This window comes from Janibacter limosus, from assembly GCF_004295485.1.
Classification (GTDB): Bacteria; Actinomycetota; Actinomycetes; order Actinomycetales; family Dermatophilaceae; genus Janibacter; species Janibacter limosus_A.
On sequence record NZ_CP036164.1, the window covers coordinates 2108391 to 2123876 of the forward strand.

The 15486-nt window shown below is 71.9% G+C and carries 8 protein-coding genes; 2 read left to right on the forward strand and 6 right to left on the reverse strand.

Annotated elements, in window-relative coordinates; translation table 11 throughout:
• Positions 1 to 14 precede the first annotated feature (14 nt).
• Positions 15 to 3437, forward strand: a complete 3423-nt coding sequence (locus EXU32_RS10085) for a bifunctional proline dehydrogenase/L-glutamate gamma-semialdehyde dehydrogenase (RefSeq protein WP_130629790.1) — start codon at positions 15 to 17, stop codon at positions 3435 to 3437.
• Between the two features lie 186 nt (positions 3438 to 3623).
• Here the strand turns inward: EXU32_RS10085 and cimA are convergent, their stop codons facing one another.
• The 6 genes from cimA to ilvD form a co-directional block, all read right to left on the reverse strand.
• The gene (gene cimA / locus EXU32_RS10090; protein WP_130629791.1) at positions 3624 to 5204 is read right to left on the reverse strand and encodes a citramalate synthase; all 1581 of its coding nucleotides are present in this window, start codon (positions 5202 to 5204) and stop codon (positions 3624 to 3626) included.
• Positions 5205 to 5495: 291 nt separating this feature from the next.
• Positions 5496 to 6146 (reverse strand): GNAT family N-acetyltransferase, encoded by a 651-nt coding sequence (locus tag EXU32_RS10095; RefSeq protein WP_130629792.1) that lies wholly within the window; start codon positions 6144 to 6146, stop codon positions 5496 to 5498.
• Positions 6143 to 6958: an HAD family hydrolase gene (locus tag EXU32_RS10100; protein WP_130629793.1), complete on the reverse strand. Its 816-nt coding sequence runs from the start codon at positions 6956 to 6958 to the stop codon at positions 6143 to 6145. The genes EXU32_RS10095 and EXU32_RS10100 overlap by 4 nt, the downstream gene beginning before the upstream one ends.
• Before the next feature lie 28 nt (positions 6959 to 6986).
• Entirely contained in the window at positions 6987 to 8087 is a 1101-nt protein-coding gene (locus tag EXU32_RS10105) for a branched-chain amino acid aminotransferase (protein ID WP_130629794.1), read from the reverse strand.
• A 56-nt stretch (positions 8088 to 8143) separates the two neighbouring features.
• Positions 8144 to 9190 carry a 3-isopropylmalate dehydrogenase gene (locus tag EXU32_RS10110; RefSeq protein ID WP_130629795.1) on the reverse strand — a complete coding sequence of 349 codons (1047 nt, stop codon included), beginning with the start codon at positions 9188 to 9190 and terminating at the stop codon, positions 8144 to 8146.
• A gap of 56 nt (positions 9191 to 9246) precedes the next feature.
• Positions 9247 to 11088: a dihydroxy-acid dehydratase gene (gene ilvD / locus EXU32_RS10115; protein WP_130629796.1), complete on the reverse strand. Its 1842-nt coding sequence runs from the start codon at positions 11086 to 11088 to the stop codon at positions 9247 to 9249.
• Positions 11089 to 11522: 434 nt separating this feature from the next.
• On the opposite strand from ilvD, the gene EXU32_RS10120 reads away from it, so the two are divergent.
• A complete protein-coding gene (locus EXU32_RS10120) occupies positions 11523 to 15050 on the forward strand; it encodes an ATP-binding cassette domain-containing protein (protein WP_130629797.1) in 3528 nt (1175 codons plus the stop codon).
• Positions 15051 to 15486: the final 436 nt, after the last annotated feature.

Consider the following 15486-nt stretch of genomic DNA (forward strand, 5'->3'; position numbering starts at 1 on the left):
CTACCGTCGAAGACATGACCACCACCTCTGCGCCGACCGACCCGAGCACCGCAGCCTTCGCCCCCTTCGTCGAGGACGCGATCGCCCTCGCCGAGCGGTGGTCCGCTGCCGCCCACGCCGGGGAGACCAGGCGCGAGGCGCAGACGACCGGTCAGTTGGCCGCCCTGCTGTCCGACCACGCCGGGCTCGACCTCGCGGTCTTCTTCGTCGACCGCGTCGCCCGCCCCGAGGACAACACGGTCGCCGCGACTGCGCTGAACAGGATCACCGCGTCGGACTCCGCGTCCTTCCTCGGCACCCTCGACCGCAGCCTCCTCGGCCTCGGTGCCCGTGCGGCGAAGATCGCCCCCCAGGTCGTCGTGCCCGCCGCCCGCGCCCGGATGAAGCAGATGGTCGGCCACCTCATCGTCGACGCCCGTGACCCGAAGCTCGGCAAGCACCTGGCTGCCGCCCGCGAGGACGGGTTCCGACTCAACATCAACCTCCTCGGCGAGGCCGTGCTCGGCGAGAGCGAGGCGGCCGCGCGCACCGAGCGCACCCGCGAGATCCTCGAGCGCGCCGACGTCGACTACGCCTCGATCAAGGTCTCCTCGCTCGTCAGCCAGATCAGTACCTGGGACACCGACGGCACCGTCGAGCGCTGCCTGACCCGGCTGCGGCCGCTCTACGAGACCGCCAAGGCGTCCACGCCGCACGCCTTCGTCAACCTCGACATGGAGGAGTACCGCGACCTCGAGATGACGATGGAGGTCTTCATGACCCTGTTGTCCGAGCCGCAGTTCCACGACCTCGAGGCCGGCATCGTCCTGCAGGGCTACCTGCCCGACGCCCTGCCCGCGATGGAGCGGCTCGTCGACTTCGCGATCGGGCGCCGCGACGCCGGCGGCGCTCCGATCAAGATCCGCCTCGTCAAGGGCGCCAACCTCGCGATGGAGCGCGTCGAGGCGGCCATGCACGGCTGGGAGCAGGCGCCCTACCCGACCAAGGCCGACGTCGACGCCAACTACCTGCGCTGCATCGAGCGCGCGCTGCGCCCCGAGCTCGCCGGGGCCCTGCGCCTGGGCGTCGCCTCGCACAACCTCTACGACGTCGCCGCCGCGCACCTGCTCGCGCAGCACCGTGGTGTCCAGGACTCCCTCGACGTCGAGATGCTCCAGGGCATGTCGCCCGCGCAGGCCCGGGCCGTGCGCGACGAGGTCGGCACGGTGATCCTCTACACGCCGGTCGTCGCGCCCAAGGACTTCGACGCAGCCGTCTCCTACCTCGTGCGCCGCCTCGAGGAGACCGCCTCGCCGGAGAACTACATCCACGCCTCCTTCGCCGACGACCCGGCCGCCATGCCCGACCAGGAGCGCCGCTTCCGCGCCAGCATCGAGGACATCGGGTCCGTCCCCGTCGGCCCGCGCCGCTCCGCCGAGCGCGCCCCGATCGGTGACGACTTCGACAACACCCCCGACTCCGACCCGGCCCTGCCCGCCACCCGTGAGTGGGCCGCCCGCGCCGTCACCGCCGCGCGCCCCGAACCGACCTCACCCCACCTGGCCATCACCGAGGCGGTCGACGACGTCGTCGACGTCGCGCGCACCGCGCAGCAGAGTTGGGCGGCGCGGCCCGCCACGGAGCGAGCAGACCTGCTGCGCAAGGCCGCTCGTGAGATCGACAGCCGTCGTGAGGAGCTGCTGGCGGTCATGGCAGCGGAGGCCGGCAAGACCATCGCCGAGGCCGACCCAGAGATCTCGGAGGCCGTCGACTTCGCCCGCTACTACGCCGACCGGGCCCTCGAGCTCGAGGACGGGCCGATGACCGACGGGGCGAGGTTCACCCCCTTCGCCCTGACGCTGGTGGCCCCGCCGTGGAACTTCCCCGTCGCTATCCCCATCGGTGGCGTGCTCGCGGCCCTCGCCGCGGGCTCGGCCGTCATCATCAAGCCGGCCCCGCAGACCCCCGTGTGCGTCGAGGTCACCGTGGCGGCGCTGCACGCCGCGGGCATCCCCGAGGACGTGCTGCAGGTCGTGCGCACCGACGAGGACGAGGTCGGTCAGCACCTCGTCGCCCACCCCGGTGTCGACGCCGTCGTACTCACCGGTGCCAGCGAGACCGCGCGGCTCTTCGCCGGGTGGCGGGCCGGCCTTTCCGAGGGTGCCCGCGTCCTCGGCGAGACCTCGGGCAAGAACTCCCTGATCATCACCCCGTCCGCCGACATCGACCTGGCCGTCGCCGACCTCGTCTCCTCCGCCTTCGGCCACGCCGGGCAGAAGTGCTCGGCCGCCTCGCTCGGCATCCTCGTCGGCTCGATCGCCGACTCCCCGCGGTTCCGCCGCCAGCTCGTCGACGCCGTCGAGTCCATCGCCGTCGGCTGGCCGAGCGACCTCGGCACCCGGATGGGTCCGGTCATCGAGGCGCCGAGCGGCAAGCTGCTCCGGGCGCTCACCACGCTCGAGCCCGGCGAGACCTGGCTGGTCGAGCCCAAGCAGCTCGACGACACCGGCCGGCTGTGGTCGCCGGGCGTCAAGGACGGGGTGCGTCCCGGGTCCTTCTTCCACCTCACCGAGGTCTTCGGTCCCGTGCTCGGACTCATGCGCGCCGACTCCCTCGACGAGGCCATCGAGCTGCAGAACGCGACCGATTTCGGCCTCACGGGCGGGCTGCACAGCCTCGACGAGGGCGAGATCCTGCGCTGGACGGACGCGGCCGCGGTCGGCAATGCCTACGTCAACCGGCACATCACCGGTGCCATCGTGCGCCGCCAGTCCTTCGGCGGGTGGAAGGCCAGCTCCATCGGCCCCGGCGCCAAGGCGGGCGGCCCCAACTACATCGCCCAGCTCGGCACGTGGACGAGCGACGGACTGCCGACGAAGGGAGCGTCCGTCACCTCCGCGGTCCGCGCGACCGTCGACGCGCAGCTGGCAGCGCTCGGTGATCGCGTGGCCGACGACGAGCGGGGCTGGCTCGAGGCGGCGATCGCCAGTGACGCCGCCGCCTGGGCGAGCGAGCTCGGTGTCGAGCACGACGAGAGCAACCTCGTCGTCGAGACCAATGTCTTCCGCTACCGCGCCCACCCACGGGTGCTCGTGCGGGCCGGTGAGGGCGCCCGGCTGGTCGAGGTCCTACGGCTCGTCGCCGCAGCGACCCTGACCGGGGCCCATGTCACTGTGTCGGCGGTCCCGTCGCTCAGCCTGCCGAGCAGCATCGGGCACGTGCAGGTCGTCACCGAGAGCGACAGCGCCTTCCTCGCCCGGGCGGGGCACGCGAGCGACGTGCGGGTCCGTGCCGTCGGCGGCGCTCCGGCATCGCTCGTCGACGACCTCGTCGCCGCTGGTGTCGACGTCATCACCGGTGAGGTCCTGGCCACGGGACGACGCGAGCTCCTCCCCTTCGTCAGGGAGCAGGCGGTCAGCACGACCCGGCACCGCTTCGGCCACGTGGCCGGCGCCTGAGGCTCGAACCCTCCGTCCCCGCCCCTGTCCCCCGGTCGCCGGGTGGAGGTATACACGCGGACCTTTCGCCCGCGTGTATACCTCCACCCGTCGGTCGGGGCGCCCGGGTGGATGTGGGCTCGCCGACGAATCACCCGCGCGTTTACCTCCACCCGGCGGTGGGGGGCGAAGTGGGGCCGCCGCGCCTCAGCGGACGGGCACGCCCGCGCGCATCAGCCCGTAGGTGATGCCGTCGACGAGCGCCTCCCAGGAGGCCTCGACGATGTTGGGTGCGACGCCCACCGTCGTCCAGGACGTGTGCTCGTCACTGTGCTCGATGAGCACCCGCGTCGTGGCGTCGGTGCCGTGGGCGGCGTCGAGGATGCGCACCTTGTAGTCGATGAGCTCGATCCGCTCGAGCTCCGGGTAGACGACCGACAGCGCCTGGCGCAGCCCCTGGTCGAGCGCGTTGACCGGGCCATTGCCCTCCCCCGTCGCGACGAGACGCTGCCCGCCGGCGACGGCCTTGACCGTCGACTCCGAGAGGGCGTGGTCTCCACCGCGCGCGTCGATCATGATCCGCCAGGACTCGATGGTGGCGTACTCGAGGGCGCCTTCCTCCAGCTCCCGACGCAGCAGCAGCTCGAAGGACGCGTCGGCCGCGTCGAAGGTGTAGCCCTGCTGCTCCAGCTGCTTGACCTTGGCCAGGACCCGGGTGAGGGCTGCGTCGTCACCCGAGAGGTCGACGCCGAACTCGCGGCTCTTGAGCTCCACCGTGGCCCGCCCGGCCATGTCGGAGACGAGCATGCGCATGTCGTTGCCGACGTCCTTGGGCTCGATGTGCTGGTAGAGGTCCGGGTCGACTTTGATCGCGCTCGCGTGCAGGCCGGCCTTGTGCGCGAAGGCCCCCGAGCCGACATAGGGCTGGCGGGAGAAGTGCGGGAAGTTGGCCACCTCGCTCACAGCGTGCGCGATGCGCGTGGCGTCCTGCAGCCGGTGCGGCTCCACGAGGTCCATCCCGAGCTTGAGCTGGAGGTTGGCGACGACGGTGATCAGGTCGGCGTTGCCGGTGCGCTCGCCGTAGGCGTTGACCGTGCCCTGCACGTGGTCGGCGCCGGCCTCGACCGCCGCCATCGTGTTGGCCACCGCGCACCCGGTGTCGTTGTGGCAGTGGATCCCCAGGCGCGCACCGGTCGACTCGATGACGTCAGCCACCGCGGTGCTCACCTGGCCGGGCAGCATCCCTCCGTTGGTGTCGCACACGGCGACGACCTCGGCGCCCGCCTCGTGGGCGGCGCGCACGCAGGCCAGCGCGTAGTCGCGGTCGAGGTGGTAGCCGTCGAAGAAGTGCTCGCCGTCGACGATGACGGTGCGGCCCTGCGCCCGCAGGTGGCTCACCGTGTCGGTGATCATTGCGAGGTTTTCTTCACGGGTGGTCCTCAGCGCCCGCTCGACGTGGCCGGGGTGCATCTTGGCCACCAGGGTGACGACCGCTGCGCCGGAGTCGAGCAGCGCCTGCACCTGCGGGTCGTTGGCAGCGGAGCTGCCCGCACGGCGCGTGGCACCGAAGGCGGCGAGCGTCGCGGTGTGCAGGTCGAGCTCGGTACGGGCCCGGGCGAAGAACTCGGTGTCGTTGGGGTTGGCGCCGGGCCAGCCCCCTTCGATGTGGGTGACGCCCAGGTCGTCGAGGTGACGGGCGATCGTCAGCTTGTCCACGACCGAGAGGTTGATGCCCTCCTGCTGGGCACCGTCACGCATGGTCGTGTCGTAGACGTGGAAGCTGGGCATCGTGGATCTCTCGGTCGGGGCGAAGGGGGCGAGGTCGCCTCCCGCGGCAGTGTGACACCTGCTCGTCGCGCCCGTCCGTCGCTGGGGTGATGCTCCGGACCCGTCTGCGTCTGTCGCTGCCTGCTCGACATATGCAAAAGACCCCCCGGGTACGGGAGGTCTGCGCGACGAGCAGGTGGCTCGTCGCGCCTAGATAATGAGCTCGGCTGCGGTAGCAGCTCGGGTCGTCATCAGGGGCATCACCTGATCACCATGGCACCGCCGGGTCAGCGGCCGCCTCCCCCGTCCGCATCATGGGATCGCCGGGTCCGGACCCGGTCGGTACAGCTGGATGGAGCCGGCCGGCTCGTACCCCGCCCGCAACGCTGCCCGAAGGCTCGGTGTGTTGCCCGGGGAGACGAGGACGACGACGGGTTCACCCTCGGGGACGAGTCCGCGCGCGGCGTCCACGGTGCGAGTGCCCAGCCCGTGTCCGCGTGCCGGCGCATCGATCTCGTAGCTGACGACCGCGAGGCCACCCAAGGAATCGCCCACGGTGACGACGACGTCGTCACGACCGGGCCAGTCGAGGACCCTGACGCACTCGCGGGTCTCCCGGGCGAAGCGGACCCGTGGATGGTCCGCCAGGTCGGGCCTCGCCACGAGGGGTGAGGAGCCGGTCCCCGTGGCGACGAGGACGACATCCAGCACGTCGACCACTCCCTCCCGACCCGCCAGCCGCGTCATGAGCCGGGGGTCGTGTGCGCCACCCAGACCGTCGGCGCCCCACTGCGTCAGCTCGGCGTCGGTGACCGTGTCCGGGGCGCTCACCGCGGCGTGCGCGTGGACGGCGAGGACCGCATGGAGGCCCTCCCGCAACGGAGCCATCCGCTCCCACGACCCGTCAGCAGGAAGGGCGGGTCCGCGCCACGATCGCAGGATCACGTCGCGGGCGGTGATCACTGGGGCTCAGCAGCGGTAGGGCGAGCGAGGAGCCGCTCGAGCGTGACCGCCACTCCGTCCTCGTCGTTTGCCGGTGCCCGGTCGGTCGCCACGGCCAGCACCTCCGGGTGCGCATTGGCCACGGCGAAGGAGCGCCCCGCCCAGGTGAGCATCGGCAGGTCGTTGGGCATGTCACCGAAGGCCCACACGTCGGTCGCGTCGATCCCCAGCTCCGCGCACCAGCCCGCGAGCGCCGCCGCCTTGGTGACGCCCACGGCAGAGATCTCCGCGAGCCCCCCGGCCCCGGAGAAGGCCACGATCGCCCGGTCCCCCACGACCTCGGTGGCGACGCGGATGAACTCGTCGTCGGTCAGGTGCGGGTTGCGGGCCAGGAGCTTGCCGACGGAGGCGTCGGTGAGCAGCTCGATCGCCGGGGTCGTCACGAGGTCCTCGGGGTGGTCGTGGATCGCGGCGAACATGCTCTCGGCGGCCAGCCCGTTGTGCCGCTCGGCGGCGAAGCCGGTCCCCGGGACCTGCTCGCGCAGGTCGCGCACGATCGACGTGACGACGTCCCGCGGGATCGACCGCACGCCGAAGATCCGCCGCTCCGCGACGTCGTAGCGGAAGGCACCGTTGCCGCAGATCGCCACCCCGCGTGCCCCGACGACGTGCGCCAGCTCGTCGAGCCACCGGGGTGGGCGGGCCGTGACGAGGACCGTCTCGAGGCCCGCGTCGGCGACGGCACGAAGGGCGTCGACCGAGCGCTGCGAGACGCTCCCGTCACTGCGCAGCAGGGTGCCGTCGAGATCGGTCGCGATGAGCCGTGGAGTCACGGCCCCAGTCTCGGCCACGAGGCAAGGGTCAGGCGAGGCGGGTCATCCAGCCACGCGTGTCCTCGGCGACGCCGTACTGGATGTCGAGGAGGGCCTGGCGGATCCTGCGGGTGTACTCCCCGCCCCCTTCGCCAGCAGTGGACGCAGTCGAGCCACCGTCCCACCTCAGCTCGCCGACGGGGGTGACGACCGCCGCCGTGCCGCAGGCGAAGACCTCGGTGATCTCGCCGGAGGCCACGCCCTGCGTCCACTCGTCGATCTCGATGCGGGACTCATCGGGCGTGAGGCCCAGGTCGGGCGCGAGCTCGAGGATCGAGCTGCGGGTGACGCCCTCGAGGATCGAGCCGGTGAGCGCAGGGGTGCGCAGGCGGCCGTCCTTGGTGACGAAGAAGAGGTTCATCCCGCCGAGCTCCTCGATGTAGGTCTGCGTCGAGGAGTCGAGGAAGACCACCTGGTCGCAGCCGTGCTCGATGCCCTCCAGCTGACCGGCGAGCGACGAGGCGTAGTTGCCACCGCACTTGGCGGCACCCGTGCCACCGGCGCCGGCGCGCGCGTAGTCGCGGCTGAGCCAGAGGTTGACCGGCTTGAGGCCACCCGGGAAGTAGGCGCCCGCGGGGCTGGCGATGACGGAGAAGGTGACCTCGTTGGCCGGTCGCACGCCGAGGAATGCCTCGGAGGCGAACATGAAGGGCCGCAGGTACAGGCTCATCTCGCCACTGCCGTAGGCGGGGACCCACGCCTGGTCGACCTCGACGAGGGCCTTGATCCCACCGATGAAGTCCTCCTCGGAGAGCACCGGCAGAGCGAGGCGCTCACAGCTGCGGGCCATCCGGGCGGCATTGCGGTCGGGCCGGAAGGTCCACACCGTGCCGTCCTCGTGGCGGTAGGCCTTCATCCCCTCGAAGACCTCCTGCGCGTAGTGCAGGACGGATGCGGCCGGGCTGATCTGGAGGGGCCCGAAGGGGCGCACCTCACCGGTGTGCCAGCCCTCCCCCTTCGTCCACGTCGCCGTGACCATGTGGTCGGTGAAGGTGGATCCGAAGCCGGGGTTGGCCAGGACGGCCTCCCGCTCGGCTGCGGACATGGGGGCTTCGCTGCGAGTGGTGGTGAAGGTCAGCTCAGCGGTCATCGGGCACGTCTCCTCGGGGTCTGGTGTGTTGCAGGTTACCCCCCGGACGGGAGGCGTCAGAGCCGCGCGGCCACGGCATCACCGATCGCACTGGTGGACCGCTCGGCCGAGCGCTCGGCGAGGTCGGCGGCGACGGCGCTCTCGACGCGCTGGGCGTCCTCGGTGCGACCGAGGTGGTCGAGCAGCATCGCGACGGACAGGATCGCGGCGGTCGGGTCCGCCTTGCCCTGACCGGCGATGTCCGGGGCCGAGCCGTGGACCGGCTCGAACATGCTCGGGGCCTCGCGGGTGGGGTTGATGTTGCCGCTCGCGGCCAGGCCGATGCCACCGGCGACGGCCGCGGCGATGTCGGTGATGATGTCGCCGAAGAGGTTGTCGGTGACGATCACGTCGAAGCGCGCCGGGTCGGTCGCGAGGAAGATGGTCGCGGCGTCGACGTGCTGGTAGGCGGTCTCGACGTCGGGGAACTCCGCGCCGACCTCCTCGACGGTGCGGCGCCACAGGTGACCGGCGTGGACGAGCACGTTGTGCTTGTGGACCAGCGTCAGGTGCTTGCGCGGGCGGCCCTGGGCGCGGGCGAAGGCGTCACGCACGACGCGCTCGACGCCGAAGCGGGTGTTGACGCTGACCTCGGTCGCGATCTCGTGCGGGGTACCGACGCGCAGCGCGCCGCCGTTGCCGACGTACGGACCCTCGGTGCCCTCGCGGACGACGACGAAGTCCAGTCCCTTGTCGGTGACCTCGGTCGACAGCGGGCTGGTGACGCCGGGGAAGAGCTTGGCCGGACGCAGGTTGACGTAGTGGTCGAGCGCAAAGCGAAGGGGGAGCAGCACGCCGCGCTCGAGGACACCAGAGGGCACGGTCGGGTCGCCGATGGCCCCGAGCAGGATCCCGTCGTGACCGCGCAGCTCCTCGACGACCGAGTCGGGCAGCGTCTCACCGGTGCGGTGCCAGCGGGCGGCGCCCAGGTCGTACTCCGTCGTGCGGACGTCGACGCCGGTGGCAGCGAGGACCTTCAGGCCCTCGGCGACCACCTCGGGGCCGATCCCGTCACCACCGAGGACGGCGATGTCGAACGTGGTCTGCTGCGCGTCGCTGGTCATGTGCTCAGGCTAGGTCGCCGTCCCGACATGTGAACCCCGCGTCCCGCGATGCGGACTCAGTCGACCTTGCGGGCGGCGCCCTTGTCGGCGGACTGGGCGAACTTCGCGAAGATCTTCAGCGCGGCGGAGACGGGACGGTCGCGGCTGACGGGAGCCCACCCCTTCGCGTCCTGCTCGGTACGGCGACGGGCCAGCTCCTCGTCGTCGACGAGCAGGTTGACCCGGCGGCCGGGGATGTCGAACTCGATGACGTCACCGTCCTGCACGAGACCGATCGCGCCACCCGAGGCGGCCTCCGGGGAGACGTGGCCGATCGACAGGCCGGACGAGCCGCCCGAGAAGCGACCGTCGGTGATCAGCGCGCACTTCGGGCCCAGGCCCGTGCCCTTGAGGTAGGACGTCGGGTAGAGCATCTCCTGCATGCCGGGACCGCCCTTGGGGCCCTCGTAGCGGATGACCACGACCTCGCCCTCCTGGACCTCCTTGGACAGGATCATCGTCACCGCGTCCTCCTGGGACTCGGCGACGCGGGCCGGTCCGGAGAAGTTCCACTGGTGCTCGGGCACGCCGGCGGTCTTGACGATGCAACCGTCGGGGGCGAGGTTGCCGGTGAGGACGGCCAGGCCCCCTTCGCTGGTGTAGGCGTGCTCGACCGAGCGGATGCACCCGGTCTCGGCGTCGGTGTCGAGGCTGGTCCACCGGTTGGTAGAGGAGAAGGCCTGCGTCGTGCGGACCCCGCCGGGTGCGGCGAGGAAGAGCTCGGACGCCTTGGCGGTCGTCGCGCCGGAGCGGATGTCCCAGTCGGAGAGCCATTGCTCGAGGGTCTTGCTGTGCACGGAGCGGACGCCCGTGTCGAGCATGCCCCCGCGGTGCAGCTCACCGAGGATCGCGGGGACGCCGCCGGCACGGTGGACGTCCTCCATGTAGTAGTCGCTGCTGTTGGGCGCGACCTTGACCAGGCACGGGGTCACCCGCGACAGCCCGTCGATGTCCTCCTGGTCGAAGTCGACCTCGGCCTCCTGGGCCGCGGCGAGCAGGTGCAGGATCGTGTTGGTCGAGCCGCCCATCGCGATGTCCAGGCGCATGGCGTTGGCGAAGGCGGGCTTGGTCGCGATCGAGCGCGGCAGCACGGACTCGTCGTCGTTGTCGTAGTAGTCGCGGCACAGGTCGACCACGAGGCGCCCGGCGTCGAGGAAGAGGTCGCGGCGCAGCTCCGCGGTCGCGAGCGTCGAGCCGTTGCCCGGGAGGGAGAGGCCCAGCGCCTCGGTGAGGCAGTTCATCGAGTTGGCGGTGAACATGCCCGAGCAGGAGCCGCAGGTGGGGCAGGCCGCCTGCTCGATCGCAGAGATCTCCTCGTCGCTGACGTTGTCGTCGACGGCCTTGACCATCGCGTCGACGAGGTCGAGGCGGGTGAAGGTCTCGCCGTCCTCGCCGATGATCGCCTTGCCGGCCTCCATCGGCCCGCCGGAGACGAAGACGGTCGGGATGTTCAGCCGCAGCGCGGCCAGCAGCATGCCCGGCGTGATCTTGTCGCAGTTGGAGATGCACACGAGGGCGTCGGCGCAGTGCGCGTTGACCATGTACTCGATCGAGTCGGCGATGACCTCGCGGCTCGGCAGCGAGTAGAGCATCCCGTGGTGGCCCATCGCGATGCCGTCGTCGACGGCGATGGTGTTGAACTCCTTGCCGACTCCCCCGGCCTCCTCGATCGCTCCCGCGACGAGCTGGCCCATGTCCTTCAGGTGCACGTGCCCGGGGACGAACTGGGTGAAGGAGTTGGCGATCGCGACGATCGGCTTGCCGAAGTCGCCCTCCCCCATGCCGGTGGCGCGCCACAGGGCACGGGCACCGGCCATGTTGCGACCGTGGGTGGTGGTTCGAGAACGCAGCTCAGGCATGCCTCCACCGTAGTTCGCCGGTCCGGGGGTTGATACCTCGTCTCACACGCCAGACCGCCCCCGACCAAGACGGTCGGGGGCGGTCGGTTGGTTCGGGTGCGCTCACTCGCCGCTGTCGCGGCGGTCCAGGCTCTCCTGGAGGGCGCGGCGGGCTTCGGTGGCCTCGTCGCTCATGACGGCTCCTCGGTCGTGCAGCGGGGGTGGTGCGGGCAGGCACGACGTGGGTGGGGGTGCCGATGGTGCGAAGGGGGCGGGGCCGGGTGGGCCGGGCGATCATGCGACGGTATGCGGGCCGGGTGGTGCGACGGAAGGCCCCATCCAGAGGGTGGACGCGCGTCTGACCCCTCGAGACGATCGCCGGCGGACGCGTCAGGGAGTGGACGCCAGATAAATCGGAGGCGCGTGTCGGTGGGTGGACATAGCCTTGACAGGTCATGACGCAGACCCTTGAGCGGACCGCCACGCCGCACCCGACCACGACCGACCCGACACCACCGGAGCGCACCGTCACCTGGCGCCGGATGCGCTCGCCCGCCGCAGGCGCGGCGCTCGCGTGCTCGGCTCTGGCCGCGATCCTGCTCACCCTCGGCACGGTCGTCATCGGTCGCCTCGCCGAGACGCCGACGACCGCGCTCGTCCAGCTGCTCGCCGTCCTCGTCGTCGGCGGCGCGCTCATCGACAACATCGGCAAGGTCGTGTGGGTCGGCCTGTCCGACCGGGCCGAGGGCGTGCTGCGCGACGACCTGCTCGACGCGGCCCTGGCCCAGCCGGTCGCGGTGCTGTCCGAGCAGGCCGCCGGCGAGATTCTCGACCGGGTCGACGACGACACCCACGAGGTCGGCAACCTCATGCGCTGGCAGCTGTGGATGTTTGCCCGCACCGCCTTCTCCGTCCTCCCGATGTGGATCGTCGCCGGTGTGACCTGGTGGCCGGCGTGGCTGATCTTCCCGCTGCTCGCGGGCCTGACGGGCGTGGCCGTGCGACCCCTGCTCGGTGAGATCGCCCGTCGCAAGGTCATCGAGGAGATGGCCTGGACCGACCACGCGAGCGCACTCGAGGAGGGCATCGCCGGGCGCGACGACCTGCGCACGAGCCTGGGGCAGGCGCACATGGTGCAGCGGCTGGCGACGCTCACCGCCCGGGTCCACGCACGCTTCCGTGACGTGGTCACCCTCGAGAGCCGGCTGGCCCGTCGCGCCGGGCTGCTGCTCCACGCGCTGCTCGCCGGCATCGGCATCGCCGGCATCGCCCTGACTGTGAACGACTCGCTGTCGGTCGGCGAGCTCGTCACCCTCTTCATCGTCACGTCGACCTTCGTCGGGCTGGTCACCCAGCTGGCCAACCACCTGCCCGACCTGCAGGCCGGTCTGGGTGCCGTCATCCGACTGCGCCAGATGCTCGCCGTCGAGCCCGAACCACGAGGTGGGGTGCCGGTCCCTGCAGGGGCCGAGGTCGCCGTCGAGGTGTGCGGCCTGGACTTCTCCTACGACGAGGGCAGCTTCGCCCTTCGCGATGTCACCTTCTCCGCTCCCGCCGGCGAGACCGTCGCGCTCGTCGGCCGGACCGGCTCCGGCAAGTCGACCCTGGCGTCCTTCGTCTCGCGGGCGGTCGAGCCGCCCCGTGGCAGCGTCTTCGTCGGCGGCGTCGACGTGCGCGACATCGACCTGCAGCAGCTGCGCACCGACGTCGGGGTCGTCACGCAGCGCACCGAGATCGTCGCAGCCACCCTCGCGGACAACATCGCCCTCTTCGACGACACCCCGCGGGCCGACATCGAGGCGGCCGTGGTCGAGCTCGGCCTGCGCGACTGGGTCGAGGGACTGCCCGCGGGCCTCGACACCCTGCTCGGCCCCGGGGGCACGAGGCTGTCCGCCGGGGAGGAGCAGCTGGTCGCCTTCGCCCGGCTGCTCGTGCGCGACGTCCGCGTCGTCGTCCTCGACGAGGCGACCGCCCGCATGGACCCGCTCACCGAGCGCCGCGTCGTGTCGGCCGCGGACCGGCTGCTCGTCGGCCGGACCGGCATCCTCATCGCCCACCGGCTCAACACCATCGAGCGGGCCCCCCACGTGGTGGTCCTCGACCACGGCCGGGTCATCCAGCAGGGCCGCCGCACCGACCTGGCCGAGGCAGAGGGCCCCTTCCGCAGCCTCCTGCTCGACAGCCGCACCGAGTCCGCGACGGACCTGCCCGCCGCCCAAGGGCACCTCGACCACTCCGACCTCGACCCGGTGGGCGGACGACGCCGTACGACGACCCCTCCCGAGCAGCCCGAGGTCGGCGACGGCCCGTCGCTCGGTCGCGGCATCGTGCACGCACTGTCGGTCACGCCTGCCTGGGGCATCGCCGGAGCCTTCTGCTTCCTGGCCATGTCACTCCTCGGCGCGCAGGGAGCCGTCACCGGTCTGGTCTGGGGCCGCATCGTCGAAGACCTGCAGGCCGGCAGCACGCCGACGGCGCTCGCGGTCACCCTCGCCGTCTGCCTGCTCGTCGTCCCCTTCCTCACCGCCCAGGCCTTCGCCCGCTACCCACGGTGGTGGATCGAGGTCATGCTGCGCGCCCGGATGGCGGTCCTCGTCGGCCAGACCCGCGCCGAGCGGCTGCCGCGGACCCCTCCCGGGGAGGTCGTCGCCCGCTCCATGGATGCCGACCGCTACGCGCGCTACGCCGACCGGTGGGTCGACTTCATCAACGGCCTCGTCATCACGGCGCTCACCTCCGTGCTCGCCGGGACCTGGGTCGCCGGTGCCGTGCTCCTGACCGTCATGGTCACCTCCGCCGTCGCGGCCAGCTTCGGCCGTCCGATCGCCGGTCGCTCGGCGGCTGCTGCGTCCACGGCCCGCGCAGGTTTCGGTCGGGCCGTCGTCTCGGCACTGGAGTCGGTGCGCACGATCAAGCTGGCCGCAGCCACCCCGTACGTCCGGCGCCACCTGCGCGAGGTCGACGGTGGGCGCGTCGACGCCGCGGTCAAGGAGCACCGGGTGCAGGCCGTCCTCGACGCCGTCCCTCTCATCATGGTCCAGTGCGGCGTCGTCGCGACGTGGTGGATCCACGTCGCCGGCGGGTGGGGGCTCGGCACGGCGATCCTCGTCTCGGGCGCCGTGGCCGGCTTCGACTGGTTTGGTCGCGTCGCGAGCATGGTCGTCACCGAGGCACCGGGGACCCGCGCCTGGCAGGTCGAGACCGCGCGCTTTGCGGGCGGCACCGACCTGATGGACCTGCCCGAGGGTGTCGACCTCGTCGAGGGCACCGCCCCGGCACCGGTCGCCGGTGAGCGCGAGCCACTGCGGCACCTCGAGCTGCGAGATGTCACGGTCGTCCACGACGACGGGACCATCGGCGCCACCGACATCGACCTGACCGTCCACGCCGGTCAGCTCGTGCTGCTCGTCGGCCAGGTCGGGTCCGGCAAGTCGAGCCTGCTCGCCTCCCTCGCCGGCCTGATCGACCACCGCGGCAGCGTCCTGTGGAACGGCCAGCCCGTCACCGACCCGCAGCGCGTCCTGCGACCCGGTCGGGTCGCCCACGTCGCCCAGGTGCCGCGGGTGCTGTCGGGGACCTTCACCGACAACGTCCGGCTCGGGCACGAGCGGCCGCTCGAGCAGCCGGTCGCACTGGCCCGGCTGAGCGACGACGTGTCCTCGGCCGGCGGGCCGGACTCCCTCGTCGGGCACCGCGGCGTGCGCCTCTCGGGTGGTCAGGTGCAGCGCCTGGCCCTGGCCCGGGCGCTGGCCACCGAGGCCGAGCTGCTGCTCGCCGACGACGTCTCCTCCGCGCTCGACGCGACCACCGAGATCGCCCTGTGGCGGGGCCTGCGCGAGCAGGGGGCCACGGTCATCGGCGCCACCTCCAAGCGCGCTGCGCTCGAGCAGGCCGACTCGGTCGTCGTGCTCGTCGCAGGTCGAGCCGTCGCCGTCGGCCCCTGGGCTGAGCTCTCCCCCGCATGGGGGCACCTCGCCGGCTGAGGGCACCTCCCCCCTTCGCGCTCAGCTCCCCTCCTGCGGCACCTCCCCACGCCCCCCCCTGACGCCGGGGGGAGGTATACCCGCCGGTGAATCGTCCGCGCGTCGACCTCCACCCGGCGTCCCCCCTTCGTCAGTGGAGGTATGCGCGCCAACAAAACGTCCGCGCGTATACCTCCACCCAGCCTTCCCCCTTCGCGCTCAGCTCCCCTCCTGCGGCACCTCCCCACGCCCCGCCCTGACGCCGGGTGGAGGTATACCCGCCGGTGAATCGTCCGCGCGTCGACCTCCACCCGAGGCGCCCCCTTCGCCAGTGGAGGTGGGCGCGCCGGTGAATCGTCCGCGCGTATACCTCCACCCAGCCATCTGCCAGCCACCCAGCCACCAGCCGCGCCCCCACGAACCGCACCCCCACCCAGCCACCAAGCGCCGGCCGGGC

Coding starts and splice junctions, on each gene's coding strand:
- EXU32_RS10085 (WP_130629790.1), top strand. CDS start 15: ATGACCACCACCTCTGCGCCGACCGACCCGAGCACCGCAGCCTTCGCC.
- cimA (WP_130629791.1), bottom strand. CDS start 5,204: ATGCCCAGCTTCCACGTCTACGACACGACCATGCGTGACGGTGCCCAG.
- EXU32_RS10105 (WP_130629794.1), bottom strand. CDS start 8,087: ATGACCGCTGAGCTGACCTTCACCACCACTCGCAGCGAAGCCCCCATG.
- EXU32_RS10110 (WP_130629795.1), bottom strand. CDS start 9,190: ATGACCAGCGACGCGCAGCAGACCACGTTCGACATCGCCGTCCTCGGT.
- ilvD (WP_130629796.1), bottom strand. CDS start 11,088: ATGCCTGAGCTGCGTTCTCGAACCACCACCCACGGTCGCAACATGGCC.
- EXU32_RS10120 (WP_130629797.1), top strand. CDS start 11,523: ATGACGCAGACCCTTGAGCGGACCGCCACGCCGCACCCGACCACGACC.